The organism is Bradyrhizobium sp. CB2312 (genome assembly GCF_029714425.1).
GTDB lineage: Bacteria > Pseudomonadota > Alphaproteobacteria > Rhizobiales > Xanthobacteraceae > Bradyrhizobium.
Genome location: NZ_CP121668.1, coordinates 9,490,821 through 9,514,551, shown reverse-complemented (window position 1 = coordinate 9,514,551; position 23,731 = coordinate 9,490,821). Strand labels below are relative to the sequence as shown.

Genomic DNA, 23,731 nt, shown 5'->3' with positions numbered 1-23,731 from the left:
TGCGATGAAGCGTTGCTTGATGATCGGGCTTGCGCTCGCCGCACTCTGCGGCGCATCGACGCTCGCTCATGCCAGGCCGCCGACAGTCGTGAACTCGCCCGGCTATGACCGGCGGTTGCAGGAGAGCAGGTCGCAATTGGGCAGTCCAACACCGCCCGCGACTACGCCGGTCGTCGTACCGAAGCGTACCAAGAAGAAGCGTCCGAGCTGAGGTGACGCTCCCGTAGGGTGCGCAAAGCGAAGCGTGCCCACCTTCTATCTCGTCAGAACGTGGTGGGCACGGCGCGCAAAGCGCGCCTTTGCCCACCCTACGAGTCAGTGCAAGCTCACCCCTTCTTCGCCGGCTTGCTCGGGGCCGGATTGAACAGCTTCTTCAGTTCGTTCAAGCTTTCCGACAGGCGTGGCCATTCGCAGGAGAACGAGCCCTTGGTGCAGGGTGCGCCCTTTCGCTGGCCGACGGCCTGCTGAACCTTCGGCCGCTCGACCGGGACAGGCACGCGCTCGACCTCGGTGCGCAGCGCGACCCGCTGGAGCTGTTGTACCTGTTGCTCCTGCTGCTCGCGCTGCTGACGCGCCGTGGCTTGCGCGGCCTCGTTGCTGCGGCGCTGGTTGGCGAGATAGGCGGTGTAGGATTCGTCGATCTTCTTCTGCTCTTCCGGCGTTGGATTGGGGCCGGCGATGTCGAAGGTGCGGTCCTGAAGGAAGTCGTAGTAGGAATAACCGCCGCCCGGCTTGCGGCGACCGGCGAATTTGGCGTTGCAGTCGGCGAGCTGGGCCGTCTTCTCGGTCTTGGTTGCAGCCCTCTCGGCGGCGTCGGCGCATTCCTCGAAATCGACCGGTGCGCGCTTCCACCATTGCGCTTGGACATGCGACGGGGTCAGCAGAGAAAATCCTGCTGCGGCAACGAGAAGCGGCGCCACCCGACGCGATGCAACTACAACTGACATTCTACGAGAGCATTCCTTACACGACTCAACCCGAACCGAGTCGAGCCGGATTTTTGCCCCTTTATCGCCGGCTTGTCACCCATGGAACTCGGGAATTTCATGGCTGTAATGCTGACATTTTTTGCTTGACGTGGCCTCGAAGTTACAGCGCCGTATCGGCTTGCTGTTACAGTTCATGCCGCGAGGCGCCTCGTCATGGGGCGACGCCAAGAACAAGACGCCAAGAAGAAGTGGAAACGCCCGATGCTGCTGCCCCTGTCCGACGTGCCGCGCTGGTACGCTGAACGCAAACCGCAAGGCACGATCGCCGTCCAGCATGGACAAGATAGGCTGACATGGGACGAGCTCGAGCGCGGCGCCAACCGGCGCGCGCGGGCGTTCGCAGCCAAGGGTGTCAAGCCCGGCGATTTCGTCGCCATCGGCTTGCCGAACGGCAACGCGTTCTTCGAGACGTCCTTCGCGGTATGGAAGTGCGGGGCGACGCCGACCTCGCTGTCGTGGCGGCTGCCGCGCGGCGAGGCGGCCGCGGTGCTCGACATCTTGAAACCGGCGCTGGTGGTCGGCGGCGAGGCCGACTGGAATGCCCCGAACCGCCTGCCTGCGGACTTCATGCCCGAGGGATTTTCGGACGAGCCACTTAGCGCGCCGGTGGCGCGCCACTGGAAGGCCATGACCTCCGGCGGCTCGACCGGCCGTCCCAAGGTGATCCTCGATCATCAACCGGCCGTCACCGACACCGTCGCAACGCCGCCGCTCAACATTCCCTTTGGGGTCTCGCTGCTCAACCCCGGTCCGCTCTATCACAACGCGCCGTTCATCGTGTCGCATTACGCGCTATTCGTCGGCGGCAAGCTCACTGGCCTGACCAAGTTCGACGCCGAGGAGACGCTGCGCCAGATCGCGCGCGAGCGCGTGCAGTGGGTCAATTTCGTGCCGACCATGATGCACCGGGTTTGGGCGCTGCCGGAGCATGTGCGCAATGCCTACGACGTGTCGAGCCTGCAGACCGTGTTTCACATGGCAGCACCCATGCCGCCCTGGCTGAAAGAGAACTGGATCGCCTGGCTCGGGCCCGAGCGGATCTGGGAGCTCTATGGCGGCACCGAGCGGCAAGGGTCCTGCATCATCTCAGGCACGGAATGGCTGACGCACAAGGGCTCGGTCGGCAAGATCGGCGAGATGGCGAAGCTGCGCATCATCGGCGAGGACGGCAACGACGTCGCGCCCGGGGAGACCGGCGAGATCTACTTCCTCAACAATGACGGCAAGGACGCGACCTATCATTATCTCGGTGCCGAGCCGAAGCGACGCAGCGATGGCTGGGAGTCGCTCGGCGACATCGGCCGGCTGGATGCGGAAGGCTATCTCTATCTCGGCGACCGTCTCGCCGACATGGTGCTGCGTGGCGGTGCCAACATCTATCCGGCGGAGGTGGAGGCCGCGGTCTCCGAGTGTCCGGGCGTGCGCTCCTGCGTGGTGGTGGGATTGCCCGATCCGGAATTGGGCCAGCGCGTGCACGCCATCATCGAGCCGGAGCCCGATGCCGATGGACAGGCCATCGCGGACGGCATGGCGGATTTCCTGAAGGACCGGCTCAGCCGCTACAAGCACCCTGAAAGCTTCGAGATCGTCAGCGCCCCGCCGCGCGATGATTCAGGCAAGGTTCGCAGAACGTTGTTGCGCGACGAGCGCGCGGCGTGGATGAAGGAGGGACGCGCCTTCCGGATCATGCCGGCAAAGGCGCGGGTGCAAGCCGAATAAGAAAATTCACGAAAGGACTCTTTGACATGACGATCACCATCGCAGCGAACAGCGTGCCGAAGCCGCCGGCCGAGATCATCGAGGGCTTTCGCGGTGCGCCGACCTCGGTCATCTCGGACAATCTAGCCCGGCTGCCGGGCGCGGTGGGGCTGAAGCCTTATCATCGCGGCGGCAAGCTGGTGGGCACGGCCTTCACGGTGCGCACCCGGCCCGGCGACAATCTCGCCATCCACCGTGCGCTGGAGCTGGTCGGTCCCGGCGACGTCATCGTGGTCGACGGCGGCGGCGACGAGACGCGGGCGCTGGTCGGCGAGATCATGAAGAACATCGCGCAGTGGCGCAAAGCCGAAGGCTACGTCATCGACGGCGCGATCCGCGATGTCGCGGCTTTCGCGGCCGACGATTTCCCCTGCTACGCCCGCGCGGTGATCCATCGCGGCCCCTACAAGAACGGTCCCGGCGAGATCAACGTGCCCGTGACGATCGGCGGCAGCGTGATCTCGCCCGGCGACATCGTGGTCGGCGACGAGGACGGCGTGGTGTCGTTCCCTGCCGCCGGCGCGGCTGCGCTGCTTGATGCCGTGCGCGCCCAGGTCGCGCGCGAGGAAGAGACCATGAAGGCGATCCGCGAGGGCCGCTACCAGGGCTCCTATGGCAAAACCTGATCAGAGAAGAACAAAGGGAAAATGACGTGAGCCAGAAGGACGAATTCCACAACATCGATAATCCCGAGGATGGCCTGTTCCGCGAGCTCGCCGCCGGCGTGACCACGCGCATCTTCTCCGGCGAGCAGGCGATGCTGTCGGTGGTGACGCTGGCCCCGCATGCGCAAGGTTCGCTGCATCATCATCCCGAGGAGCAATGGGGCGTGCTGCTCGACGGGTCCGCGATCCGCGTCCAGGGCGATGAGGAAATTCCGGTGAAGAAGGGCGACTTCTGGCGCACGCCCGGCAACGTGCCGCACACCATGCGGGCCGGCCCCGATGGCGCCCGCGTGCTGGACATTTTTAGTCCGCCTCGGCCAGAATACAGAAAACCAGGATCCGGCTTCGGCACGACCTGAGCGCTCAAAAGCAAAAAAGCAAAGCGCAAGAAACAAAAGGGAGGGGACCATGACGATCACACGACGGGCGCTGCTGGCCGCGCCCGCCATTCTTGCGATGGCACCGGCAAGCGCACAGGCCTCGAAAATCACGCTGGTGGTGCCGTTCCCACCGGGCGGCTCGACCGATGCCATGGCGCGGCTGCTCCAGAGCAATCTGCAGACAAAGCTGGGCCGCATCGTCGTCGTCGAGAACAAGTCGGGTGCCGCCGGTGCGCTCGGCGCGGCGCAGGTCGCCAAGAGCCCAGCCGACGGCTCGACGTTTCTGGTCACGTTCGACTCGCATGCGGTGATCCCGTCCATCCTCGACAAGCCGCCGGTCGATGTCGAGCGCGAGCTGATGCCGGTGCTGTTGGTCGGCACCGCGCCTTATGTGATCGCGGCCGGCGCCGGCCGTCCCTACAAGAGCTTTGCCGACGTGGTCGCCGCCTGCAAGGCGACGCCCGGCGCGGTGAAATACGCTTCCGTCGGCATCGGCACGCTCGGCCATCTCGCCATGACCGTGCTCGGCAACAAGGCTGGTGTCGAGATCATGCACGTGCCCTATCGCGGCGGCGGCCCTGCGATGAACGACGTGCTCGGCGGCCATGTCGACCTGATCGCGGGATCGGTGGCGTTGGTCGCGGCCCAGCTCGGTACCAATATGCTGCGTCCGATCCTCCAGCTCGGCCGCGAGCGGCTGCCGGCGCTGCCGGACACGCCGACCGCGATCGAGGCCGGCTTTCCCGATTTCGAGACGCTGGCCTGGTGGGGCATCTTCGCGCCGACCGGCACGCCGCCTGACATTGTCTCCGCGTTTGCGACCGCGTCCAAGGAGATCCTCAGCGAGCCCGCGACCGCCGCCCAGCTCAAGGAGACCCAGCAGATGACGCTGCTGCTCCAGGACGGTCCTGCCTTCAAGACCTTCTTCGACAAGCAGGTCGCCTATTGGGGCAAGGTGGTGAAGGACAACAATATCAGGGCGTGAGGGCGCGCATGGTCCAAATGGGTGCGCGCAGCTGGTCTTTATGACATTCGCATGTCGCGCACGATCCTGTTGCTCCCCCTGTCGGAGGCGGCGGAGCGCATGACGCGCTGGACCGAACGCCGAAGCGGCTGAGATCCTTTCAACTGCTTCGTCTTCGTTCGAGGCTCGACGGCATCATCCTCGAAGCTGCATTGAAAGACGCGCACGGGGCGTTCCATGTTGTGAAAATATTGCTCCCCGACGTCATCGAGTTGCATGGTGAGGACACTCTCGACGCGGGTTGCGATTTCGTCGGTCATCGCGATCCCGCCTGCCGGTGCGATGGATTGCAGACGCGCGGCCACATTGACGTCGTGGCCATAGATATCCTCGGCGTCGGCCAGGATTGGTCCGCAACTCAAGCCCATTCGAAAGATGATCTGGTTGTCCTTGGCGGCACCTCGGCCGCGCTCGATCATCCCCTTCTGGATGTCGACGGCACAGCAGGTCGCATCAATTGCGGTCTCGAATTCGGCCAGGATTCCGTCGCCGGTCGATTTGAAGAATCGAGCGCCGTACTCCTCGAGCTTCCGGTCGAGCAGCTCACGTCGATGAGATTTGTACAGAAAATAGGCCAATTCCGCGTCCAGGATCGTCAGCCGCGAATAGCCGACGATGTCGACCGCGAGGACCGCGCCCCACCTGCGTTCGAGTGCCGGCACATCCCGTCGACCTGGTGTCTCCGTCATCGCAATGCGCGATTCTGTCAACGTTCTCAACTTCATGGTGCGCCTCCTGATTGGTGTTGCGGCCAATCGTCTGCGTCGGATGCAGGCACCTTAAGCAGGCAGGCGTCATTGCAGCGTGACCTGCCACGAGAGACGGGGTGATCCCGGGATGCAGTCAGAATTGCCATTCAGCACGATTTTTCACGCTCGTTTGACGAACTCGCTTGTTTTCAGCGGTCAGATTGAGGTTGTGGGATGCGATGAGGACACGCGCACTTGGGCGGGTTGTTTGGCTTGCGTGCGTCTTAAGCTAGTATGGTGGTGCGAATGACCGAAAACCTGGCCGGGATCGATCCATGAATCTCGCCGCCCTGGATTTGCGTTCCCAATCTGACGCCAAGCTGCTGGACAGCATTGCTGGTCTCGCATCGGCCGAGCTCGTCGCGCTTACGGCGCGTCTGAGCCGCGTGTTCTCGATTGCATCGCCCTTTGCCCCGGGCTTTCACTGCATCGGCGGCGAGATCGTCATCGCCCCCGATCCGAGCGCGACGGCTGGCGCGGGGGCGCGACTAAGCGTCACAGGAAACGGCGAGACGCAAGCGACAGCGCTGGTGTCATGTCTGGGAGAGGCAGCCGAGTATCTCTCCCAGTTCGAACGGCCGGGCGACATTGCGGCCACGGTCGCCGCGAGCGATCGGACGCGCTTTGTCTCCGACGGCTGGATTGGCCAGGCCGTGTCAGGCGCGAACCGAACCATCGACTGCGTCAACGCGGTTGACGCTGCAACCGGAGAAGCCGGACTCTTGCCGGCTGATCTCTGCTTGAGGCGCCCGCAGGAGCGAAGGGCGATCGACCCGGTCGTCGCATTGTCGTCAGGTGCAGCCGCGGGACCGAGCTTCGAAGCCGCCGCGCTGCGCGCAGTCCTGGAGCTCTGCGAGCGTGACGCGGCCGCGATGTGGTGGCTGGGCGGCCTTCGCCCGAAGGGCTTTGCGTTGGAGCATCCCGTTACCAAAGCCGGGGCTGAATTGATCGGGCGATTGCGCAAGGGCGAGTCGACGCGGCGGACCATGCTACTCGACATCACGACCGATATCGGCATTCCGGTGGTTGCGGCCGTATCTCTGGCGCGCGACGGCCGGGAATTGGCATGTGGACTATCGTCAAGGCTCGCCGCGAACGACGCGGCAAGGGCTGCGGTGCTCGAGATGTGTCAGATGGAGCTGGCTGCACCGGTCGCAGCAACCAAGCGGGACGAGGCGGGCGATGCCGCATTGAATGAAGCGGATCGTCGCCATCTGCGTCGCGCAGCGTTCGCGGCAGAGGATTGCGCATTGCTTCAACCGCAGGCGATGTCGCCGGATGTTGCAAGCCTGCCGACGGCGGCTGACGGACTAAAGGGGCTGGTGAGCCACCTGCGGGACCGAGGTATCCGGCTCTTTCTTGTCGATCATACCCGGCACGACCTCGGCGTTGCCGTCGCAAGGGCCGTTTCGCCTGATTTGCAACCTTTTTCGGAAGCAGTTTCGACGAAGCGATTCTCCCGAGTGCGCGGGAGCTCGGCTCTTGCCGGGCAGGAGATCCCATTATTTTAGAAGCCAAGATATCGCTGGACGCCTGTTGGTTGCGTTTCGTAAGATTGGGTAAGCGTGGTTGACCATGACTCCGGCTATTGGTGGAGCGTCAGAGGTGGCAGCGGGGATTCAGGAAGCGCTGGCGAGCGGTCAATTGGCCCTGCGCCTTCTTGGCGATTTCGCCGCCAAGGTCGACGAGCGAGAGATCTCACTCGCGACGCGCAAGGCCAAGGCGCTGACAGCCTATCTTGCTCTTTCAGACAACACGCAGGATACGCGCGAACGCCTGGTCGGGCTCTTATGGAGTGAGAGCGACGAAGAACATGCGCGGGCTTCGCTGCGGCAGGTCGTCCATGACCTCAGGCTTGCCTTCGACAATGCCGGCTTTGAGGGATTCCGGGCCGACAAGCAAAACCTGGCGCTCTCCCGCACCCGCCGCCGCTGCGACGTCGACGAGGTGCTTGCGGCTGCTGCGCAGGGCACGGTGCATCCGCGCCTGCTCGATACTCCGCGTATCACCGAGACCCTGCTGTCCGGTCTCGACAATCTCGATCCGGCCTTCCAGGTCTGGCTGCTGACCAAGCGCCAGCTGTTCCATGACAGATTGACGCTCGCGCTCGAGCGCTTGTTGCCCCGCGAGGGAGACTCTCGTGAAGCAACCGACGCGGCTTTGGCTCTGCTCAACCTCGATCCAACGCACGAAATCGCCTGCCAGCACCTCATTCGGACGCGCGCGGCGCGGGGCGACGTCGGCGGAGCCTTGAAGATCTATAAATCTCTCTGGGACCTTCTGGAGGCCGACTACGACATCGAGCCATCCAAGGAGACTCAAGAGCTGATCGTTCGCATCAAGCAGATGCCGGGTCCAGGCGAGCAACAGCAGGCCCCGGCGATTGCCCAGAGCCTGCACGGAGTGTCGCAAATGCTGGCCCCCGCCCCGAAGCGGCTGCTTATATCCGTCTGCGCGTTCCAGGCGAGCGGCGTGCCTGAGGGCATGCGCCACCTTGTCGACGGATTTCGTCACGAGTTCGTTGCCTGCCTCGCGCGTTTTCGCGAATGGTCGGTGCGGACATTGCCGCCAGTCTGGGAATCGGAGCCGAGAACCTGGTCGTCCCCGCCGGAATACATCGTCGAGGGCAGTACCTATGAGTTGAACGGCACGGTTCGGCTCGTCATCACCCTGCGCGATGCCGCCAATTCCGTCTGCATCTGGAGCGAGCGCCATTCGATCACGCTGACCGAGTGGTTCGAAACGCAGGAGCGGATCGTCCGCCAGATCGCGATGGCACTGAACATCCATGTCTCGGCCGAGCGGCTGCGTCGTCTTGCAGCCGGAGGCGAGATCACGCTGGAGATCCACGATCGATGGTTGCGCGGCCAGGCCCTGCTGCTGCAAATGGCCTCGAAGGACTGGCCGGCGGCCGCCGCCTTGATCGAGAGCCTGCTCGCCGATGCGCCGGATTTCTCTCCCGCCTTGAGCGGCCTCGTTCAGTATCGCAACATCGCGCATATCGCGCTTCCAGGACAATTTCGCGATCGGGCCAAGCATCCCGAGACGCTGCGTATAGCGCAGCGTGCGATCCAGCTCGACCCGCTCGATTCGCGTGCGCAGCTGGCGCTCGCATGGACCTATCAGCTGCTCGGCCGCATGGACGAATCGACGTTGCACGCGGCGCTTGCGGTCGATTTGAACGAAAACGATCCCTGGACCTTGATGGCGTCGGGCCAGATCTGTGCGTATTGCGGCGAATACGAGCGTGCAGCGAAGCTCTCGGCCGCGTCGCTCCGGATCACGCCGGTCCCCACGGCGCCGCAGATCGCTTATTCCGGTGCAATCAAGTTTCTATGCTCCGACTATGCCGGATGTTGCGATGCCTCCCGCGAGGATCTCGGGATGTCGCCGGCCTTCATCATATGGGAATGCGCGGCCAAGGCGCATCTCGGTCGCCTCGACGAGGCCAGGGCGGATCTGGCGAAGGCGATGGAGCGGGTTGCTGCAGATTGGCACGGCCAGCAGAAACCAACGCGCGAGAACATCACGCGCTGGCTGCTGCACGTCTTTCCGATCGCAATCCGTGCGGATTGGGAGCGCCTGGCCGCCGGTCTTGCTGCGGCCGGCGCCCCTGTCGAGGGTATTGAGTTCGGACCGTGGTGAGCACGGCCCTCAGCCGCAAGTGTTGATCGTGTATTCGCCGACCCGCTCGGCGTGGAGCCTCGCCTTCTGGCTCGGACTGCTCGTTTCTCCGGGCAGCGGCTTTGTGCCGTGGATGCGCTCGTAGAAGAGCGGCAACGGATAGGGCGGGCCGGCCAACTGCCGAGCTTCGGACTCCAAGATCCTCTCGCGGTGCGGGAGCTTCACGTAGTGCGTAGTTAGCGGAACGTCGATCATCACGAGGTCCAGTTTTTCGTCGCCGGTGACGTCTGCATTTTTTTCGCCGTCGTCGAAGAACAGCTGAACGCCGGCAGCCTGGGCCTGCGCGACGAACTCGCTGAAGGTCTTCGGCTTGGGAAACTCGTCCTTGGGGTCGACGTCAGTGGGAAACGGATCCTTGTCGGTGATCACATGCCGGACGTAGTTCTTGCCGGTGGACCAGGTCTTGACCAGCTTGCCCCAATTCTCGTGATTGCCTGGAATGTTTCTGACATTGATTCTCGGGTAGGCCATCGCTTCTCTCCTTTCACGCTACAGGGTTGTCATGCTTGGGTGACGCGCTGTCTGTCGTTGAGAAACCGCCGAACGGTCATCAGGCTGATCTTTCGCTCCGGGCCTTCGATGTCCGCCAGGAATGCGAAGATGTTGGCTTGGCCGCTCCCGGTGTTGCCGAGCGTTGCCGCCGACAAGGACGCGAGCTCGCTCTGCAACCCGCCTGCGGGATTGTCTGGCAGCAGCCGATCGGACTGCAAGACACCGCAGATCACGTCGGCCACGACGATCGAACCCAGGATGCCCAGACGTTCGCCCTGGTTGCCGGAGTCGAGGCCTGCCTCGAAGCGAACGAACAGCGGGATCGGCGGATCCTTCGCGAGGGTCTCGATTTCCCTCGGCGAAAGCTTGTTGAAGGAGCCGAAGGTCGCGTCCGATCGCTTTGTCAGCCATTCGGAGATGCGCACAGCCCATGGCCGCGAACCGATCTGTCCTGCCAGTAATTCAGACTTGTCGAGCAGTGCTCCGTGCGTGGTCCTGAGGCGGTCGACGAGAGGGCCGATCGACCAGGGCTGGATCGCAATGGAGCTCAAGAGGTCGCGCGCGATCAGATCGCCTTCGCCCGGGACCTCCTCCCCGATACCGACCTGAGACCACGGGCCGATCCGGATGCTGACGTTTCCGGCATGGGGGTCGCTGCTGAAAAACAGATCCCAATTCACCAGCCATGCGGTTTCCAGAGGAACGTCCGCGGGTGACTTGTCGGAGGTGCGCGCCAGGATCTGCTCGATGGTGAAGGCATTGCCCGGGCCGCTGTTGAAGCGATAGATCGGCCGGATCATGGAATGGCCGAAGCGGAAGAACCCGTTGGTGAATTCGAGAGGCGCCCGCCATTCGCCCCCGACGCGCCAGGGGAACGGTTTCTGATCGGTGTTGTAAGCCCGCCAGACGTCCTCATGCAGGATGCGCGGAAGCAGGTCCTGCCGGATCAGATCACGGTAGATCAGAACGCAGGCAGTCCGTGCGGTCGTGAACAGTCGTTGCGCGTCGGCAAATGGATTGTCCATCCGGGGCAGATTCCCCAGTTCATCCACGATGCAATTGTGCAGTTCATGGAAGAGAACCAGGATCTGCGAGATGATCGCATGGGAATCGTTGCGGGGATCGGCGATCAAGGCTTCGGGATAGCTCGCCTTTCGGGCCAGCTCGGCGGCAGTGCTCGTCGTGCCGCGCGCGATGTCCTTTATTGGGCCGCGATGATCCTGATCGTTTTGATCGATCCGCGAATTGCCCAGCCGGAGCTTGCTGCGGAATGCGACCGGGGCGGCCTCATAGGCGTGCGGGCATTCGGTTGGTCCTCCGCCGTAAACGGTCTCGAGGCGTAACGGGGCGTTCCGTACGTTGCTGAGCCCGGCCGTCTGCCCGTCGCCGAGCGAGGTCGAAATCGCGCTGTGCACGAGGTCATGCGCGACCAGCTGCAGGAAATAGGTGTAGCCGCTCGGCAGGTTGGGATTTGGCTTCGCTTTGTTCTCGTCCGGATTGAACCGGATCAGATGCGCGAGCCTTTTCATCAGGCTCTCGGCCCGCGCCCAATGAACGGGGTTCGATGGGTCAAATCGGTCGCCGCCAAGCGTGAAGCGCTCTTCCTCCGCAGGCGTCGAGATGAAGTGGCAGAAGCCGCCGGGGTCTTGTCCGGACTCCCCCGAGAGTGGCTGAAAATGAGCGGTCCTGCGAAATTGCGTAGAAGAAATGGTCCCATGTGATGCCATGGCGTCCTCGCATCTACCTCGCCGATCTTAAGGATATGTCCCGTTATTTCACCGTGAAATGATCTTTCGTTATCGCGATGAGGCCCTTCACGATCCTCTCACACGCAAGCCCTATTCCGGCCAGCACGATGCAACAGCACCAAGAGGCAACGGTGGGCTACCTAGAGCTAGATATTTCGGCACCGGGACATCGCCCGGACAGTTTACCCGCCAGCCCCTGCAACCTCTCTCAATTCCAGCCAATCAGCCGGGGCAACGGAATGGTCGACTTCTCAATCCGAATGAAGAACAAACTTCGTTTCTCAACCTGCGACGCTCCGCACGTTCCGACAAGCAAAACTCACGAGGAGATCATTCTTGTCGAGCTGCGCGGCGACCTTCTGATGATCACCGCACTTGGCGCGGATGGCAGTCCCGGAAGTCGCGTCTATGCGCAGCGCACGATCGATCTGCCGGAGACGTCCCTCTTCATGATCCTCCCTGAACTGCCGTCCCACGTTCGGGACGGCGCTTTTTTTCCAGCGCTCGGCACCGTCGCGATATTGGAGCCGCCTCCAGGACAGCAGCGCCGGCTGCGTGCGATTGGCACGGACAACAACAGCGGCCAATGTCACGGTTGGATTTTTGACGCAATCGAGGATGCGTCAAGCTCAAATTGACCGCATGGGGCGAGTCCGGCCGGCAACCGGGGCGGGTGCGCTGATCGGTCGCCTGGAAGCGGCAGCTTCAGGCGAGATGCCCCGGACAGCCGGCGTCCGGCGTGGTTCCCGGCCTCGCTGCCGCAAGCGTTCGCTTGATGTGCGGCTGCTCTTTCATTAGAGATTGGCATGTGAAGCGGCGAATTCGGAGCAAGATCTGACGCTCGCAGAATTCGCCAACAACTTCAACGCGGTCCCGTAGCTCAGCCGGATAGAGCGGCGGTTTCCTAAACCGTAGGTCGGATGTTCGAGTCATCCCGGGATCGCCATTCTCGTTTGATCGCCAGCGCACTTGTCTGTCGGCAGCCGCGATCGGGCTGTTTTCACGTCAAGCCACGATCCGCGCAAAGCGCTTGCGGTATTCGGCGGGTGTCACGCCGACATGGCGCCCGAATGCGCGGCGCAAGGTGTCCGGGACCCAGGTTTGCAGAGGCGGCGGGAGATGGCGTTTCCAGGCCAATCTCTCGGATCGCCATTTTGGCACGGGACATCGTCCCTGTTTGCCAAGGACTCCGGCGTAAAAATTGCTAGAAGTGGCAGCCTTCCCCTCTTTCGGCTGACGGATGGTCAGCCGCCTCACTGCCACATCCGGAGACCATGATGCCTTTTGACCTGATCCTGCGCGGTGGGCGGGTGATCGACCCGTCCCAAAAGCTCGATGCCGTGACGGATGTCGCATTTTCAGGCGGCAAGGTCGCGGCGATCGGCAGCGGGCTCAAGGCGGATCCGGGCACCGATGTGCGCGACGTCTCGCGGTACATCGTCACGCCGGGACTGATCGATCTCCACACCCATGTCTATTGGGGCGGCACCTCGCTCGGCATCGATGCCGAGGAATTTTGCCGCCTCTCCGGCGTCACCACGGCGGTCGACACCGGCAGCGCCGGGCCGGGCAATTTCGCGGGCTTTCGCAAGCATGTGATCGAGCCGAGCCAGGTCCGCATCCTCGCTTATCTGCACGTCTCGCATGCCGGCATCTTCGGCTTCTCGCACCGGATCATGGTCGGCGAGAGCGAGGAGCTGCGGCTGATGAATCCGATCGAGGCGGCCAAGGTGGCCGATGCCAACCGCGATCTCATCGTCGGCATCAAGGTCCGCGTCGGCCTGCATTCCTCAGGCACATCAGGGGCGGTGCCGCTCGACATCGCGCTCGAGGTCGCCAACGAGGTCGGAATGCCGCTGATGGCGCATATCGATCATCCGCCGCCGAGCTATGAGGAGGTGCTGGCGCGCCTGCGTCCCGGCGACGTGCTCACCCATGCGTTCCGCCCGTTCCCCAACACGCCGGCGACGGCGCAGGGCACGGTGAAGAAGGCGGTGTTGGACGCGCGCGAGCGCGGCGTGCTGTTCGACATCGGCCACGGCAAGGGCTCGTTCGCGTTCAAGACCGCGCGTGCCATGCTCGCCAACGGCTTCTATCCGGACACCATCTCCTCCGACATCCACCAGCTCTGCATCGACGGCCCGGCCTTCGACCAGGTCACGACCATGTCGAAGTTCTTGTGCATGGGCATGGAGCTGTCGGATGTGGTCGCGGCCTCGACGGTGAACGCGGCGATGGCGTTGCGGCGGCCCGAGCTTGGCAGCCTCAAGCCGGGCAGCGTCGGCGATGCCACGCTGATCTCGGTGAAGCAGGGCCAGTTCGACTATGAGGACGTCGTCGGCGAGCACCTGATCGGTGACCGCAAGATCGTGTCCGAAGGCGTCGTCATCGGCGGCCGCTGGTGGCATCCGAACTGAACGGATCAGGCTTGCTCGCGAAGGGAGCCCTTCCGCTATTGTGCCGCGGTGGCTCTTCTGCGCTGCTCCGCCGTCAGGGCGTCAAGCTCCTTTCGGAATAGCTTGAGCAGTTGCTCGCTGACGGCCAGCAATGGACGCTGCATGGTCGTGAGATAGTCGAAAGTTCGTGAATTCCAGCTGCTTCGATGACGATTCCATGTCTCGATATCCGTCTTCCGCGAAGCGATGTCATTCTGGAACGAGACGATTGCTGATTTTCGCTCCTCCAGCAGGAACTCCAGGGTGGCCTCGTTCAGGTTCTTGAGCTGGTCCTCGGGCGGCTCGAAACGCGCGGCGAATTCCGCACTCAGGATTTCGCTGGGCTCCTTGAGACCGACCGAGGTAAGCGTCCTGCGCGTGTATTCGGCGCTGAAATCGTGCCGAACCAGCTCGTCATGGACGGCGTTGTCGAGCCCAGGCGATGAGACTTTCCTCAACACCTTCTCGAGCTCGAAGAAGCTCGGCACGCTGGCGCCGAGTGCTGCCAGCTCACGCTGGACCGGCGGGCTCCGCACGATCTTGATCTTCGTGCGCACCTCCCAGTGCGCCACCCGTTCGAAATGAGAGCCGTCGTCCAGATAATACATCAACGGCGTGTCTATCGTGATGGGCTCGAGCGCGAGCCTGGTGACGTCGCGCAGGACGTCCGACTTCAGGAGATCGCCGGGCGCGATTCTGTTTGGCTTCTTGCCGGGCAAGAGCGGGCAGCGCGCCTCGTCATAGGCTCGCGCGACCAGCTCCGAGCAAAACAGATCACCGCGCGTTGCCTTGCGGAGAGGAGCGATCCGCGTGCCGAGCGCTCCGGGCAGCGAATAGCCGCGCGAGAGATATTGGTGGCCGAAATGCGCGGCCAATTGAGCATGCTGTGGCCCGTTGACCACGTCGAGGTTGAGCCTGAGGAGCTTCACATTGGCTCTCGATCGCACGCCGGTCGCGCCGAGGGCGAATCGGCAGATGCCGGCGCCGACGGCTTCGATCATCAAGCCGGGCTCGATGCAAAGAGCGGCGTGGCTGAAGGGCGCCCGGGTCCCAGCCTGAATCGCATTGCTCTGGAATGTCGAGTGATCGAGGAGCTTTAGTGGGACTCTGGTCAGTAGGATGTCGCCGGGGCAAACGCGGCCTGCATTGAAGACGTAGACGGTTTCCAAACTGCCGCCTGAAGAGCTCTTGTCTGAAGACGCCTTGTGATCCGAGGGCGGCTTTTTGCCTGAACGCGACGCGGTGTCAGGAGATGACTTGCCCCGGGGGCGCTTTCCTGACGCGGGTCGCTTTCGCATGACACGGACACTCCGGGCCTCGCCAGCTCTCGGCGAAGATTATCACTCCCGTTTCACGTCAACAACCATAGAATGAGGTCGTTGCAGGCTACAACGACCTCGCGATCAGCAGCTTCATGATCTCGTTGGTGCCGCCATAGATCGTCTGGATGCGGGAATCGATGAAGATGCGCGAGATCGGGTATTCCTGCATGTAGCCGTAGCCGCCGAACAGCTGAAGGCATTCGTCGGCGGTCTGCACCTGCTTGTCCGTGCACCAGTATTTCGCCATCGAGGCCGTCACGGTGTCGAGATCCCCGGCGACCAGGCGCTCGATGCACCAGTCGACGAAGACGCGGGCGATCATCGCCTCGGTCTTGCGCTCGGCGAGCGTGAAGGCGGTGTTCTGGAAATCCATCAACGGCTTGCCGAACGCCTTCCGCTCCTTGCTGTATTCGGTGGTGAGCTTGACTGCCCGCTCCATCGAGGCGACGGCGCCGACCGCCAGCGCAAGGCGCTCCTGCGGCAATTGCTGCATCAGCTGGACAAAGCCCTGGCCTTCCTCCTTGCCGAGCAGGTTTTCCGGCGGCACCGTCACATTGTCGAAGAACAGCTCCGAGGTGTCGGAGGCGTGCAGGCCGATCTTGTCGAGGTTGCGCCCGCGCTTGTAGCCGTCCGCGCCCGCGGTCTCGACCACGATCAGCGAGATGCCTTTCGCGCCGGCTTCGCCGGTGCGCGCGACCACGATGACGAGATCGGCGGCCTGGCCGTTGGTGATGAAGGTCTTCTGGCCGTTGATGACGTAGGAATTGCCCTGCTTCTTCGCCGTGGTCTTGACGCTTTGCAGGTCCGAGCCGGTGCCGGGCTCGGTCATGGCGATGGCGCCGACCATCTCGCCCGAGGCCATCTTCGGCAGCCAGCGCTTCTTCTGCTCCTCCGAGCCGTAATTGAGGATGTAGTGCGCGACGATGGCGCTGTGCACGGAGACGCCGGTGGTCAGCTCCGGCACCGTGCTCTCGAGATCGTCCAGCACGGCGGCGTCATAGGCGAAGGTTGCGCCCAGGCCGCCATATTCCTCCGGCACACTTGCCAGCAGCGCGCCCATCTCGCCGAGCCCGCGCCAGGCGAAGCGGTCGACCATCTTCTGCTCGCGCCATTTCTCGGCATGCGGCGCCAGGTCCTTGGCGAGATATTTCCGGAACTGGTCGCGGAAGACGTCAAGCTCTTCGGTCATCCAGGAGGAGCGGTAGGACATGGCGGCCTCGGTCGTTGACTGCGATGAGCGCTCAGCCGTGCCATAAGGCCAGGCGCGGGCGCAAGCCCGCCTTGCTACGCCTGCCGAAGCCGCCAATGATTGTGTCTTGAGGCTGCGTCGGCCGATGCCCTATCCCGCCTGTGCGGTTTTGCCGCCGTCGACGACGAACTGGCCGCCCGTCGTGTAGGGATGATCGTCCGAGGCGAGCACGAGCGCGAAGGCTGCGATCTCCTCCGCGGTTGCCACGCGCTGCATTCCCGGCACATGGCTCTTGGCCCATTGCGCGATGGCGACGTGCCAGGCCGCATCAGGCAGATTTTCCATGCCGGCGAGCCTGCGGATGAACGGCGTGTCCGTGGTGCCGGGGATCAGCGTATTGATGCGGATGCCGTACTGGGCATATTCGAGCGCCGCGGCCTGGACCATCCCGACGAGCCCGCGCTTGGCCGCGGAATAGGCCGAGCGCTTTGCCGTCGTGGCGATGGCGTTGGATGACGAGGTGACGACGATCGATCCGCCCTTCTGCAGCAGGTGTGGAATCTGGTACTTCATCGACAGGAACACGCCGCGCAGGTCGGTATTGATCACATCGTCGAATTCGGCCGCGCTGTACTGATGCAGCGGCTTCTCGATGGAGATGCCGGCATTGTTGAAGGCAACGTCGAGCCGCCCATGGAGATCGATCGTCTTGTCGACCAATGCCTTGACCTCGGCCTCGTTGCGGACGTCGGCCCGGACGAACGCCGCCTCGCCGCCGGCGGCCTTGATCGCGTCCTCCACCTTTGCCCCGCGCTCGACATTGCGCCCGCAGAACACGACCTTGCCGCCTTCGGCGGCGAACATCAGCGCGGCGGCGCGGCCGATGCCGGAGGTGCCGCCGGTGACGAGGACGACCTTGTCGGTGAAACGCTGGCGGCCGCTCGGCTTCTGCTGCGGCAGCGCCGCGCCTTGGCCGAGCGCGATGCCGCCGGCAAGGCCGCCGACGGCGCTTGCGAGCATGCCGAGAACGGCGCCGCCGACCAGATGGCGCCGTTTCACCGGCGAGGTCGCGGTGCCAGGCTGCATTTCGGTCATTTCGAACTCCGGGCAAGTCAATCTAAACAGTGCTAAGATGCATAGCTCTCAATCTGAACAGTGTCAAGTTCTCGCATGACGAAACCGATCGCGCCCGCGCGCGCCAAGCCGAATAGCAAGGTTCCGAAGCCGGAAGCCGGCTACCATCATGGTGAGCTGCAGGAAGCCCTGATCGCCGCCAGCGAAGCCATTCTCGCCGAGCACGGTGCCGAAGGGTTCACCCTGCGCGAGGCCGCCCGCCGCGCCGGCGTGTCCCCGGCCGCGCCGTCGCATCATTTCGGCAATGCGCAGGGTCTTTTGACCGAGGTGGCGATCCGCGGTTATGACGCGCTTGCCGGCGCGCTGCGGGATGCTGCGTCTCGCAAGCAGGATGCGCGCGGAAAGCTCCACGCCCAGGGCCTCGCCTATGTCGAATTCGCGCTAAAACATCCCGGCCGCTTCCAGATGATGTTTGCCAACAAGCGCCTCGTCGCCGACGATCCGCGTCTCAGGCAGGCGAGCCGGGCGGCCGGCCGCGAGTTCGAGATCATCATCGCCGAGCTCGTTGGTGGGACACCCAGGCAGGCGAAGACCGCGGCCGCAGCCGCCTGGTCGACCGTTCACGGCTTTGCCAAGCTTGCCCTCGAAGATAAATTCGGTCCAGTGAAGAGCGACGCCGGATACCGCGAGATCATGACGACGCTCAATCACGTCCTGAACTATCTCTGGCCACCGGGCGGCGCGGCCCGGAAGATCGAGGGGTGAACGCGTCGTGACGGTCAAGGTGACAGAGCTCAAGCTCGATATCGAGCGCAACGGCACGGTCTCGGCGATCCTGACGCAGCCGGACCACGCGCGCGCCTGCTACGTGCTGGCGCATGGCGCCGGCGCCGACATGCGGCATGCGTTCATGGCGAAGGTCGCGGCGGGCTTGGCGGACCGCGGCGTTGCGACGTTCCGATTCAATTTCCCCTATATGGAAGAGAAGAAGGGGCGTCCCGACGCGCCGGCGGTCGCGCACGCCGCGGTCCGTGCAGCGGTCACGGAGGCGGCCCGGCTCTGCCCCGGATTGAAGCTCGTTGCGGGCGGAAAGTCCTTCGGCGGGCGCATGACCTCGCAGGCGCAGTCGAAGGCGCCGCTGCCGGGCGTAAAGGGGCTCGCCTTCCTCGGCTTTCCCCTGCATGCCGACAAGAAGCCGTCGTCCGAGCGTGCCCAGCACCTCGCCCAAGTCGCGATCCCCATGCTGTTCCTGCAAGGCACGCGCGATGGGCTTGCTGACCTCAGCTACCTCAAACCGGTGACCCAAACGCTGGGTGGGAAGGCGACCCTGCACGAGATCGAAGGCGGCGATCATTCCTTCGCGGTGCTGAAAAAGTCCGGCCGGACCAATGATGAGGCCCTCACCGAGGTGCTCGACACGCTTGCGGCCTGGATCGATCAACTCGCCGAATAAAGCCCCTTGTCGCGCGCCTTCTGGATCGCGAGCGCGGCGATCAGGTCGAGCGTCGGCGTCGACAGGCCGGCGGTACGCGCGAAGGCGGCGGGGGCCTTCACCAGCACGTCGATCTCCATGGCGCGGCCGAGCTCGTAATCCTGCAGCAGCGACGGCTTGTGGTTGGGGGCGGGGCCGCTGCGGGTCACCCGCTTGACCTCGGGGATGAAGTGCTGGGCGATGTCGTTGGCCTCGTTCAGCATGCGCGGGATGACGTCGGCGAAGGCGGGATCGTCGCGCACGCCGCGCGCGGTCTGCCCGGTGAGCAGGCACAGCACCGAGAGCGACATGTTGGTCAGCAGCTTTGACCAGATCGCCTCGCGGATCTCGGCCACCGGCGGCGATTCCAGCCGCGCGTCGTTGAAGACGCTGCGGAGCTTGGTGATGCGCTCGCAATTGCGGTCGTCACATTCGCCGATCAGGAGGCGATTGCGGTCCGGCGTCAGGTTCTGCACCACGCCGGGTGCGGTTACCTCGTTGGACGAGAAGATGACGCCGCCGATGATCCGCTCCTTCGGGATGCAGGCGCGCAGCCGCCCGCCGGGATCGAGAAAGGAGATGTCCGGCGGGGGCGGATGCCGCGGCGGCAGGCCGATGCCATACCACCAGGGAATGCCGTTCTGCGCGAACACGATGGCGGTGTCGTCCTGGAGCAGCGGCTTGATGCTGGACACCAGTCCCGTCAGTGCGGTCGCCTTCAGCGTCGAGATCACGACGTCCTGCGGGCCGAGCTGGGCCGGATCGCCCGACGCGTTCACCTTGGCACTGACCTCGGAATCGCCGACGCGCAGCTTGAGGCCGTGCGCCCGCACCGCCTCCAGATGCGCCCCCCGCATGACGCAACTGACCTCATGGCCGGCGCGCGCCAACCTGACCGCGATGTGGCTGCCGACGGCGCCCGCGCCGAAAATGCAGATGCGCATGTAATGTCCCGTCCCTGATCCCTCGGATGCCGCCCGGCGGCAGCATGACACAAGCCGCCATGCGATGGGCGCGACCGCCCCACGCTGGAAAGATATGGATCGGGATGCGTTGCCTCGGCCATAGTGCGCGCGAAACGAATGACCGGAGGATCGCCGATGACTGCCAGCCCCGTCCTGTGGACCCTCGATGCGCGTGGGGTCGCGACCGTCACGTTGAACCGGCCGGAGGTGAACAACGCCTATGACGGCGCCTTGATATCAGGCGTGCTCGCGGCCATGGACGAGCTCGGCAAGAAGCCCAACCTGCGGGTGGTCGTTCTCAGGGGCAACGGCAAGCATTTTCAGGCCGGCGCCGACCTCAAATGGATCAACGGCGTACGGCAGCAATCGCCCGAGGCCAACGAGGCGGCCTCGCGTGCGACCTTCGAGGCGGTGCAGCGGCTCAACACCTTGCCGATCCCGACGGTGGCGCTGGTGCAGGGCGGCTGCTTTGGCGGCGGTACCGGCGTGATTGCCGCCTGCGACGTCGTGATTGCCGCCGACAACGCCCTGTTCTCCATCACCGAGGTGCGCTGGGGCCTGACCGCCGCCATCATCATCCCGCAGCTCTGCGATGCCATCGGCGTCCGGCAAGTCCGCCGCTACGCGCTCACCGGCGAGCGCTTCGGCGCCGAGGACGCCCGCCGCATCGGCCTCGTCCACGAGGTGGTGCCGCTCGCCGAGCTCGAAGCCGCAGGCAGCAAGGTGGTCGAGCAGCTGCTCGCCAACGGTCCGGAGGCGATGGCCGAGACCAAGCGGCTCGCGCTGGAGAGCTCGTTCGGCGGCATGGCGGTCGACGATGCCGCCTACAAGCGGCTCGTGCACCTACATTCGGTCAAGCGCCAGAGCGCAGAGGCGGCGGAAGGGCTGGCCTCGTTTGCGGAGAAGCGGGCGGCGAACTGGGGCGGCGGCAAAGACTGAACGTCAGCAGCCGCGACAGATGTTGTTGATGCTGCGATAGACCGCGTCATCGTCCTGCCGCATCTGGCGCAGCGTTTCGAGCGTCTTGCTCTCGTCGGTCGGCGCCGCGGGCTTGCGCTTCGCCGCAAGCTCCTCCTCCTGGCGCTTGTAGCAGGCCTCGCGATCCGGCTTGGCCTGGATGAAGCGGCAGTTTTGCTGCAGCGCTGCGGCGGGATTGGCGGAGATCGCGAGGGCGACGAGCGCGGGCAGGGTGAATTTCAAAAGCGTCGAATCCATTCGTTGAACCAAGTTGCTTGTCGTCGCCCGGCTTGACCGGGCGACCCAGTACGCCGCGGCACTCGTGGTGAGAGCGAGCACCCCAACGTAGGCCCCTGGATACTGGATCGTCCGGTCAAGCCTGGCGATGACAGTGGTGCTTGGCGACCCTTCTCTCAGGTCCGCCAGCCGAGAGCAACGGCGCTCTTGTGACAATGATGCAACCAGGCTCACAGCGACGGCGCGAGCGACGTCTTGAGCAGCGTCAGCAGCGCCTGCACCGCGGCCGCATTGCGCCGGCGTTCGGGGATCGCGGCCTTCACCCACAATTCCGGAATCGGAAAGTCGCGCAGCACCGGCTTCAGGGTGCCGTCACGCAAGGCATCCGCGACCAGATAATGCGACATCAGTGTGATGCCGTTGCCGGCGATCGCGCTGCGCACCAGCACGTGTCCCTCGTTGGAGGAGAGCAGCGGGCTGACCTGGATGCTGATGCGGCCGCGCGGTCCGTCGAAGATCCATTCTGGCCCCGTCGGCATGAAACTGAGGCAGCGATGCTCGACGAGGTCGCGCGGATGCTTTGGCGTGCCGTGCTTCTTCAAGTAAGCGGGTGCGGCGCAGAGCAGCCGCTTCAGCGGACACAGCGGCTCGTCGACCACGCCGCCGAAGGAGTGCGGGAAGGCGCCGATCGCGATGTCGAAACCTTCGGTGACGGGATCGACCGGGCGGTCGATCAGCACGATCTCGAGCTTAAGGCGCGGGTTCTGGGTCTGGAACGCGCTGAAGGCATCCGCGAGCCGCGCCACCGTCAGCGAGGTCGGCGCCTTGATGCGCAGGTGATCGACGAGGTCGTGGCCCTTCTCGCCCATGCGCGAGAGCAGATCTGTTGCATCGGTCACGACGCCACGGGCGCGATGGACGTAGCGCTGGCCGGCTTCGGTGAGCCGCAATTGCCGGGTCGAGCGGTGAAACAGCGGCGTGCCGATCCGCGCCTCCAGCTGCGTAACGCGCTTCGCGACCACCGAGGTCGAGACATTGAGCTTGCGCGCGGCGGCGGAGAAGCCGGCGGCATCGGCGGTGGCGAGGAAGGCCTGCAGGTTCACGAGGATGTCCATGTCGACCTTTCTCGATTCGCGAAAGCTGATCGCGTATTTTGGTAGATTGTAGCTCGCTGCGCGTTAATTCATAGTCGCCTGCAAGCAAGGAATTTTGGGAAGGGACGCGCAATGCGGGCCATGATCGAAGAACCGGCACGGAAGGTGCCGCTCTATGGCGAATATGAAGTCGTCGTCCTCGGCGGCGGACCGGCCGGCATCGTCGCTGCGGCCTCCGCGGCGCGGGCGGGGCGCAAGACGCTGCTGATCGAGCGCTACGGCTTTCTCGGCGGCATGGGCACCGCCGCCGGCGTCACAAATTTTTGCGGCCTGCATGGCAATGTCTACGGCAAGGCCCACCGCCTGGTGCAGGGCATGGCATCCGATCTGCTGGCGCGGATCGACCGCTTAGGCGGTCTCAACACGCCGCACCTGATCCTCGGCAAGGTGTTTGCGCAGGCCTATGACACCGCGGCCTACAAGATCGCAGCGGATCAGCTGCTCGCAAGCCACAAGGTGCACATTCTCTTCCATGCCCTCGGCGCCGGCGTGGTGATGGGCAATAACAGTCGCATCGACGCGCTGCTGGTCGAGACCAAGGCCGGCCGGCAGGCCGTGCGCGCGGAGATTTTCATCGACTGCTCCGGCGACGGCGATCTCGCGGTCTGGGCCGGCGCGCCGTTCGAGATCGGCGACGAGCACGGTCATCCGCTCTATCCGTCGATGATGCTCCGCCTCAACGGCATCGATCCCGACAAGGCGGGTGACGCCTGGCGCACCATTCCGCAATTGATGGAAAAGGCGCTTGCCGCCGGCACCCACACATTCCCGCGGAAAAGCGCGATCGTGCGGCCGCAAAAATCCGGCATCGAATGGCGGGTCAACTTTACGCAAGTCGCGCGTGAGGACGGCCATGCCATCAACGGCGTCGAGCCCGATGATCTCACCCGCGGCGAGATCGAGGGCCGCAAGCAGGCGCTCGCCGCGTACGAGTTCCTGCGTAGCGCCGTACCCGGCTTTGAAAAATCCTACATCGTCGATTTGCCGCCGCAGCTCGGCATCCGGGAGACGCGTCGCATCAAGGGCGGCTACCAACTCAGCGGCGAGGACGTGCTCGGCTGCGCCTCGTTCGAGGATTCCATCGGCGTCAACGGCTGGCCGATCGAGGCCCACGTTCCCGGCGACGTCGTCTTCACCTTCCCGCCGATCCCGGAATCGCGCGGCTACAACGAGCTGCCTTACCGGATGCTGGTGCCGGAAGGCGTCGACAATTTGCTGGTCGCCGGCCGCTGTGCCTCGATGACCCATGAGGGCCAGTCGGCGGCGCGGGTCTCCGGTGCCTGTTTTGTGATGGGCGAGGCCGCCGGTTCCGCTGCGGCGCTGGCGCTTTCCGGAAACCGGATTCCCCGCGAAATCCCCATTGAAAAATTGCAGGAAACGTTGAAACAACAGGGCGCCTTCATCGGGCGGGACCAGATGGTGCCCGAGGGCCTGTAAC

General features: G+C 64.2%; 24 protein-coding genes and 1 tRNA gene. 15 read left to right on the top strand and 10 right to left on the bottom strand.

Annotated features, from left to right (window positions below):
• Positions 1 to 4 precede the first annotated feature (4 nt).
• Positions 5 to 211, top strand: a complete 207-nt coding sequence (locus QA642_RS45300; protein ID WP_283082610.1) for a hypothetical protein — start codon at positions 5 to 7, stop codon at positions 209 to 211.
• A 115-nt stretch (positions 212 to 326) separates the two neighbouring features.
• On the opposite strand, the gene QA642_RS45295 is transcribed toward QA642_RS45300, so the two are convergent.
• Positions 327 to 947: a hypothetical protein gene (locus QA642_RS45295; RefSeq protein ID WP_283082609.1), complete on the bottom strand. Its 621-nt coding sequence runs from the start codon at positions 945 to 947 to the stop codon at positions 327 to 329.
• Between the two features lie 243 nt (positions 948 to 1,190).
• On the opposite strand from QA642_RS45295, the gene QA642_RS45290 reads away from it, so the two are divergent.
• The 4 genes from QA642_RS45290 to QA642_RS45275 are packed head-to-tail and all read left to right on the top strand — an operon-like array spanning position 1,191 to position 4,777.
• Positions 1,191 to 2,708 carry an AMP-binding protein gene (locus tag QA642_RS45290; protein WP_283082608.1) on the top strand — a complete coding sequence of 506 codons (1,518 nt, stop codon included), beginning with the start codon at positions 1,191 to 1,193 and terminating at the stop codon, positions 2,706 to 2,708.
• 26 nt (positions 2,709 to 2,734) lie between these two features.
• Entirely contained in the window at positions 2,735 to 3,373 is a 639-nt protein-coding gene (locus QA642_RS45285; protein WP_283082607.1) for an RraA family protein, read from the top strand.
• Positions 3,374 to 3,399: 26 nt separating this feature from the next.
• Positions 3,400 to 3,771 carry a cupin domain-containing protein gene (locus QA642_RS45280; protein ID WP_283082606.1) on the top strand — a complete coding sequence of 124 codons (372 nt, stop codon included), beginning with the start codon at positions 3,400 to 3,402 and terminating at the stop codon, positions 3,769 to 3,771.
• Between the two features lie 49 nt (positions 3,772 to 3,820).
• Positions 3,821 to 4,777 (top strand): tripartite tricarboxylate transporter substrate-binding protein, encoded by a 957-nt coding sequence (locus QA642_RS45275; protein ID WP_283082605.1) that lies wholly within the window; start codon positions 3,821 to 3,823, stop codon positions 4,775 to 4,777.
• A gap of 38 nt (positions 4,778 to 4,815) precedes the next feature.
• On the opposite strand, the gene QA642_RS45270 is transcribed toward QA642_RS45275, so the two are convergent.
• Positions 4,816 to 5,571 (bottom strand): adenylate/guanylate cyclase domain-containing protein, encoded by a 756-nt coding sequence (locus QA642_RS45270; RefSeq protein WP_283082604.1) that lies wholly within the window; start codon positions 5,569 to 5,571, stop codon positions 4,816 to 4,818.
• A 269-nt stretch (positions 5,572 to 5,840) separates the two neighbouring features.
• On the opposite strand from QA642_RS45270, the gene QA642_RS45265 reads away from it, so the two are divergent.
• On the top strand, positions 5,841 to 7,076 hold the full coding sequence (locus QA642_RS45265) for a YcaO-like family protein (RefSeq protein ID WP_283082603.1): 1,236 nt from the start codon (positions 5,841 to 5,843) through the stop codon (positions 7,074 to 7,076).
• Between the two features lie 94 nt (positions 7,077 to 7,170).
• A complete protein-coding gene (locus QA642_RS45260) occupies positions 7,171 to 9,210 on the top strand; it encodes a BTAD domain-containing putative transcriptional regulator (RefSeq protein ID WP_283082602.1) in 2,040 nt (679 codons plus the stop codon).
• A 9-nt stretch (positions 9,211 to 9,219) separates the two neighbouring features.
• Here QA642_RS45260 and QA642_RS45255 read toward each other — a convergent pair whose 3' ends face one another.
• Together QA642_RS45255 and QA642_RS45250 are read right to left on the bottom strand one after the other, a co-directional pair.
• Positions 9,220 to 9,720, bottom strand: a complete 501-nt coding sequence (locus tag QA642_RS45255; protein ID WP_283082601.1) for a hypothetical protein — start codon at positions 9,718 to 9,720, stop codon at positions 9,220 to 9,222.
• 29 nt (positions 9,721 to 9,749) lie between these two features.
• Complete coding sequence (locus QA642_RS45250; protein ID WP_283082600.1) at positions 9,750 to 11,270, bottom strand: peroxidase family protein; 1,521 nt, start codon at positions 11,268 to 11,270, stop codon at positions 9,750 to 9,752.
• Positions 11,271 to 11,728: 458 nt separating this feature from the next.
• On the opposite strand from QA642_RS45250, the gene QA642_RS45245 reads away from it, so the two are divergent.
• From QA642_RS45245 to QA642_RS45235, 3 genes are all read left to right on the top strand, one after another.
• On the top strand, positions 11,729 to 12,127 hold the full coding sequence (locus QA642_RS45245; RefSeq protein ID WP_283082599.1) for a hypothetical protein: 399 nt from the start codon (positions 11,729 to 11,731) through the stop codon (positions 12,125 to 12,127).
• Between the two features lie 231 nt (positions 12,128 to 12,358).
• A tRNA-Arg gene (locus QA642_RS45240) sits at positions 12,359 to 12,435 on the top strand.
• Between the two features lie 331 nt (positions 12,436 to 12,766).
• Positions 12,767 to 13,906 carry an amidohydrolase/deacetylase family metallohydrolase gene (locus QA642_RS45235; protein ID WP_283087112.1) on the top strand — a complete coding sequence of 380 codons (1,140 nt, stop codon included), beginning with the start codon at positions 12,767 to 12,769 and terminating at the stop codon, positions 13,904 to 13,906.
• A gap of 35 nt (positions 13,907 to 13,941) precedes the next feature.
• On the opposite strand, the gene QA642_RS45230 is transcribed toward QA642_RS45235, so the two are convergent.
• Positions 13,942 to 14,643 (bottom strand): hypothetical protein, encoded by a 702-nt coding sequence (locus QA642_RS45230; protein WP_283082598.1) that lies wholly within the window; start codon positions 14,641 to 14,643, stop codon positions 13,942 to 13,944.
• 135 nt (positions 14,644 to 14,778) lie between these two features.
• Here QA642_RS45230 and QA642_RS45225 point away from each other — a divergent pair, with 135 nt between their 5' ends.
• A complete protein-coding gene (locus QA642_RS45225; protein WP_283082597.1) occupies positions 14,779 to 15,024 on the top strand; it encodes a hypothetical protein in 246 nt (81 codons plus the stop codon).
• Positions 15,025 to 15,310: 286 nt separating this feature from the next.
• Here QA642_RS45225 and QA642_RS45220 read toward each other — a convergent pair whose 3' ends face one another.
• Positions 15,311 to 16,456, bottom strand: a complete 1,146-nt coding sequence (locus QA642_RS45220) for an acyl-CoA dehydrogenase family protein (protein ID WP_283082596.1) — start codon at positions 16,454 to 16,456, stop codon at positions 15,311 to 15,313.
• A gap of 129 nt (positions 16,457 to 16,585) precedes the next feature.
• Positions 16,586 to 17,530, bottom strand: coding sequence for an SDR family NAD(P)-dependent oxidoreductase (locus QA642_RS45215; protein WP_283082595.1), 945 nt, complete (start codon positions 17,528 to 17,530; stop codon positions 16,586 to 16,588).
• A gap of 75 nt (positions 17,531 to 17,605) precedes the next feature.
• On the opposite strand from QA642_RS45215, the gene QA642_RS45210 reads away from it, so the two are divergent.
• Together QA642_RS45210 and QA642_RS45205 are read left to right on the top strand one after the other, a co-directional pair.
• Positions 17,606 to 18,274, top strand: coding sequence for a TetR/AcrR family transcriptional regulator (locus QA642_RS45210; RefSeq protein ID WP_283082594.1), 669 nt, complete (start codon positions 17,606 to 17,608; stop codon positions 18,272 to 18,274).
• Between the two features lie 7 nt (positions 18,275 to 18,281).
• Positions 18,282 to 18,962, top strand: a complete 681-nt coding sequence (locus QA642_RS45205; RefSeq protein WP_283082593.1) for an alpha/beta family hydrolase — start codon at positions 18,282 to 18,284, stop codon at positions 18,960 to 18,962.
• Here the strand turns inward: QA642_RS45205 and QA642_RS45200 are convergent.
• Entirely contained in the window at positions 18,947 to 19,924 is a 978-nt protein-coding gene (locus tag QA642_RS45200) for a ketopantoate reductase family protein (RefSeq protein ID WP_283082592.1), read from the bottom strand. The genes QA642_RS45205 and QA642_RS45200 overlap by 16 nt on opposite strands.
• 156 nt (positions 19,925 to 20,080) lie before the next feature.
• On the opposite strand from QA642_RS45200, the gene QA642_RS45195 reads away from it, so the two are divergent.
• Positions 20,081 to 20,884 carry an enoyl-CoA hydratase-related protein gene (locus tag QA642_RS45195; RefSeq protein ID WP_283082591.1) on the top strand — a complete coding sequence of 268 codons (804 nt, stop codon included), beginning with the start codon at positions 20,081 to 20,083 and terminating at the stop codon, positions 20,882 to 20,884.
• A 3-nt stretch (positions 20,885 to 20,887) separates the two neighbouring features.
• Here QA642_RS45195 and QA642_RS45190 read toward each other — a convergent pair whose 3' ends face one another.
• The gene (locus QA642_RS45190; protein WP_283082590.1) at positions 20,888 to 21,160 is read right to left on the bottom strand and encodes a hypothetical protein; all 273 of its coding nucleotides are present in this window, start codon (positions 21,158 to 21,160) and stop codon (positions 20,888 to 20,890) included.
• Between the two features lie 209 nt (positions 21,161 to 21,369).
• On the bottom strand, positions 21,370 to 22,254 hold the full coding sequence (locus QA642_RS45185) for a LysR family transcriptional regulator (RefSeq protein WP_283082589.1): 885 nt from the start codon (positions 22,252 to 22,254) through the stop codon (positions 21,370 to 21,372).
• A 111-nt stretch (positions 22,255 to 22,365) separates the two neighbouring features.
• Between QA642_RS45185 and QA642_RS45180 the strand changes: the two genes are divergently transcribed.
• Positions 22,366 to 23,730 carry an FAD-dependent oxidoreductase gene (locus QA642_RS45180; protein ID WP_283082588.1) on the top strand — a complete coding sequence of 455 codons (1,365 nt, stop codon included), beginning with the start codon at positions 22,366 to 22,368 and terminating at the stop codon, positions 23,728 to 23,730.
• Position 23,731: the final 1 nt, after the last annotated feature.

What these genes read in the sequence shown, in the direction of transcription:
- QA642_RS45300 (WP_283082610.1), top strand. Translation starts at nt 5, where the DNA reads ATGAAGCGTTGCTTGATGATCGGGCTTGCGCTCGCCGCACTCTGCGGC.
- QA642_RS45295 (WP_283082609.1), bottom strand. Translation starts at nt 947, where the DNA reads ATGTCAGTTGTAGTTGCATCGCGTCGGGTGGCGCCGCTTCTCGTTGCC.
- QA642_RS45215 (WP_283082595.1), bottom strand. Translation starts at nt 17,530, where the DNA reads ATGACCGAAATGCAGCCTGGCACCGCGACCTCGCCGGTGAAACGGCGC.
- QA642_RS45255 (WP_283082601.1), bottom strand. Translation starts at nt 9,720, where the DNA reads ATGGCCTACCCGAGAATCAATGTCAGAAACATTCCAGGCAATCACGAG.
- QA642_RS45290 (WP_283082608.1), top strand. Translation starts at nt 1,191, where the DNA reads ATGCTGCTGCCCCTGTCCGACGTGCCGCGCTGGTACGCTGAACGCAAA.
- QA642_RS45250 (WP_283082600.1), bottom strand. Translation starts at nt 11,270, where the DNA reads ATGAAAAGGCTCGCGCATCTGATCCGGTTCAATCCGGACGAGAACAAA.
- QA642_RS45235 (WP_283087112.1), top strand. Translation starts at nt 12,767, where the DNA reads ATGCCTTTTGACCTGATCCTGCGCGGTGGGCGGGTGATCGACCCGTCC.
- QA642_RS45285 (WP_283082607.1), top strand. Translation starts at nt 2,735, where the DNA reads ATGACGATCACCATCGCAGCGAACAGCGTGCCGAAGCCGCCGGCCGAG.
- QA642_RS45265 (WP_283082603.1), top strand. Translation starts at nt 5,841, where the DNA reads ATGAATCTCGCCGCCCTGGATTTGCGTTCCCAATCTGACGCCAAGCTG.
- QA642_RS45210 (WP_283082594.1), top strand. Translation starts at nt 17,606, where the DNA reads ATGACGAAACCGATCGCGCCCGCGCGCGCCAAGCCGAATAGCAAGGTT.
- QA642_RS45185 (WP_283082589.1), bottom strand. Translation starts at nt 22,254, where the DNA reads ATGGACATCCTCGTGAACCTGCAGGCCTTCCTCGCCACCGCCGATGCC.
- QA642_RS45190 (WP_283082590.1), bottom strand. Translation starts at nt 21,160, where the DNA reads ATGGATTCGACGCTTTTGAAATTCACCCTGCCCGCGCTCGTCGCCCTC.
- QA642_RS45275 (WP_283082605.1), top strand. Translation starts at nt 3,821, where the DNA reads ATGACGATCACACGACGGGCGCTGCTGGCCGCGCCCGCCATTCTTGCG.
- QA642_RS45245 (WP_283082599.1), top strand. Translation starts at nt 11,729, where the DNA reads ATGGTCGACTTCTCAATCCGAATGAAGAACAAACTTCGTTTCTCAACC.
- QA642_RS45195 (WP_283082591.1), top strand. Translation starts at nt 20,081, where the DNA reads ATGACTGCCAGCCCCGTCCTGTGGACCCTCGATGCGCGTGGGGTCGCG.
- QA642_RS45180 (WP_283082588.1), top strand. Translation starts at nt 22,366, where the DNA reads ATGCGGGCCATGATCGAAGAACCGGCACGGAAGGTGCCGCTCTATGGC.
- QA642_RS45220 (WP_283082596.1), bottom strand. Translation starts at nt 16,456, where the DNA reads ATGTCCTACCGCTCCTCCTGGATGACCGAAGAGCTTGACGTCTTCCGC.
- QA642_RS45200 (WP_283082592.1), bottom strand. Translation starts at nt 19,924, where the DNA reads ATGCGCATCTGCATTTTCGGCGCGGGCGCCGTCGGCAGCCACATCGCG.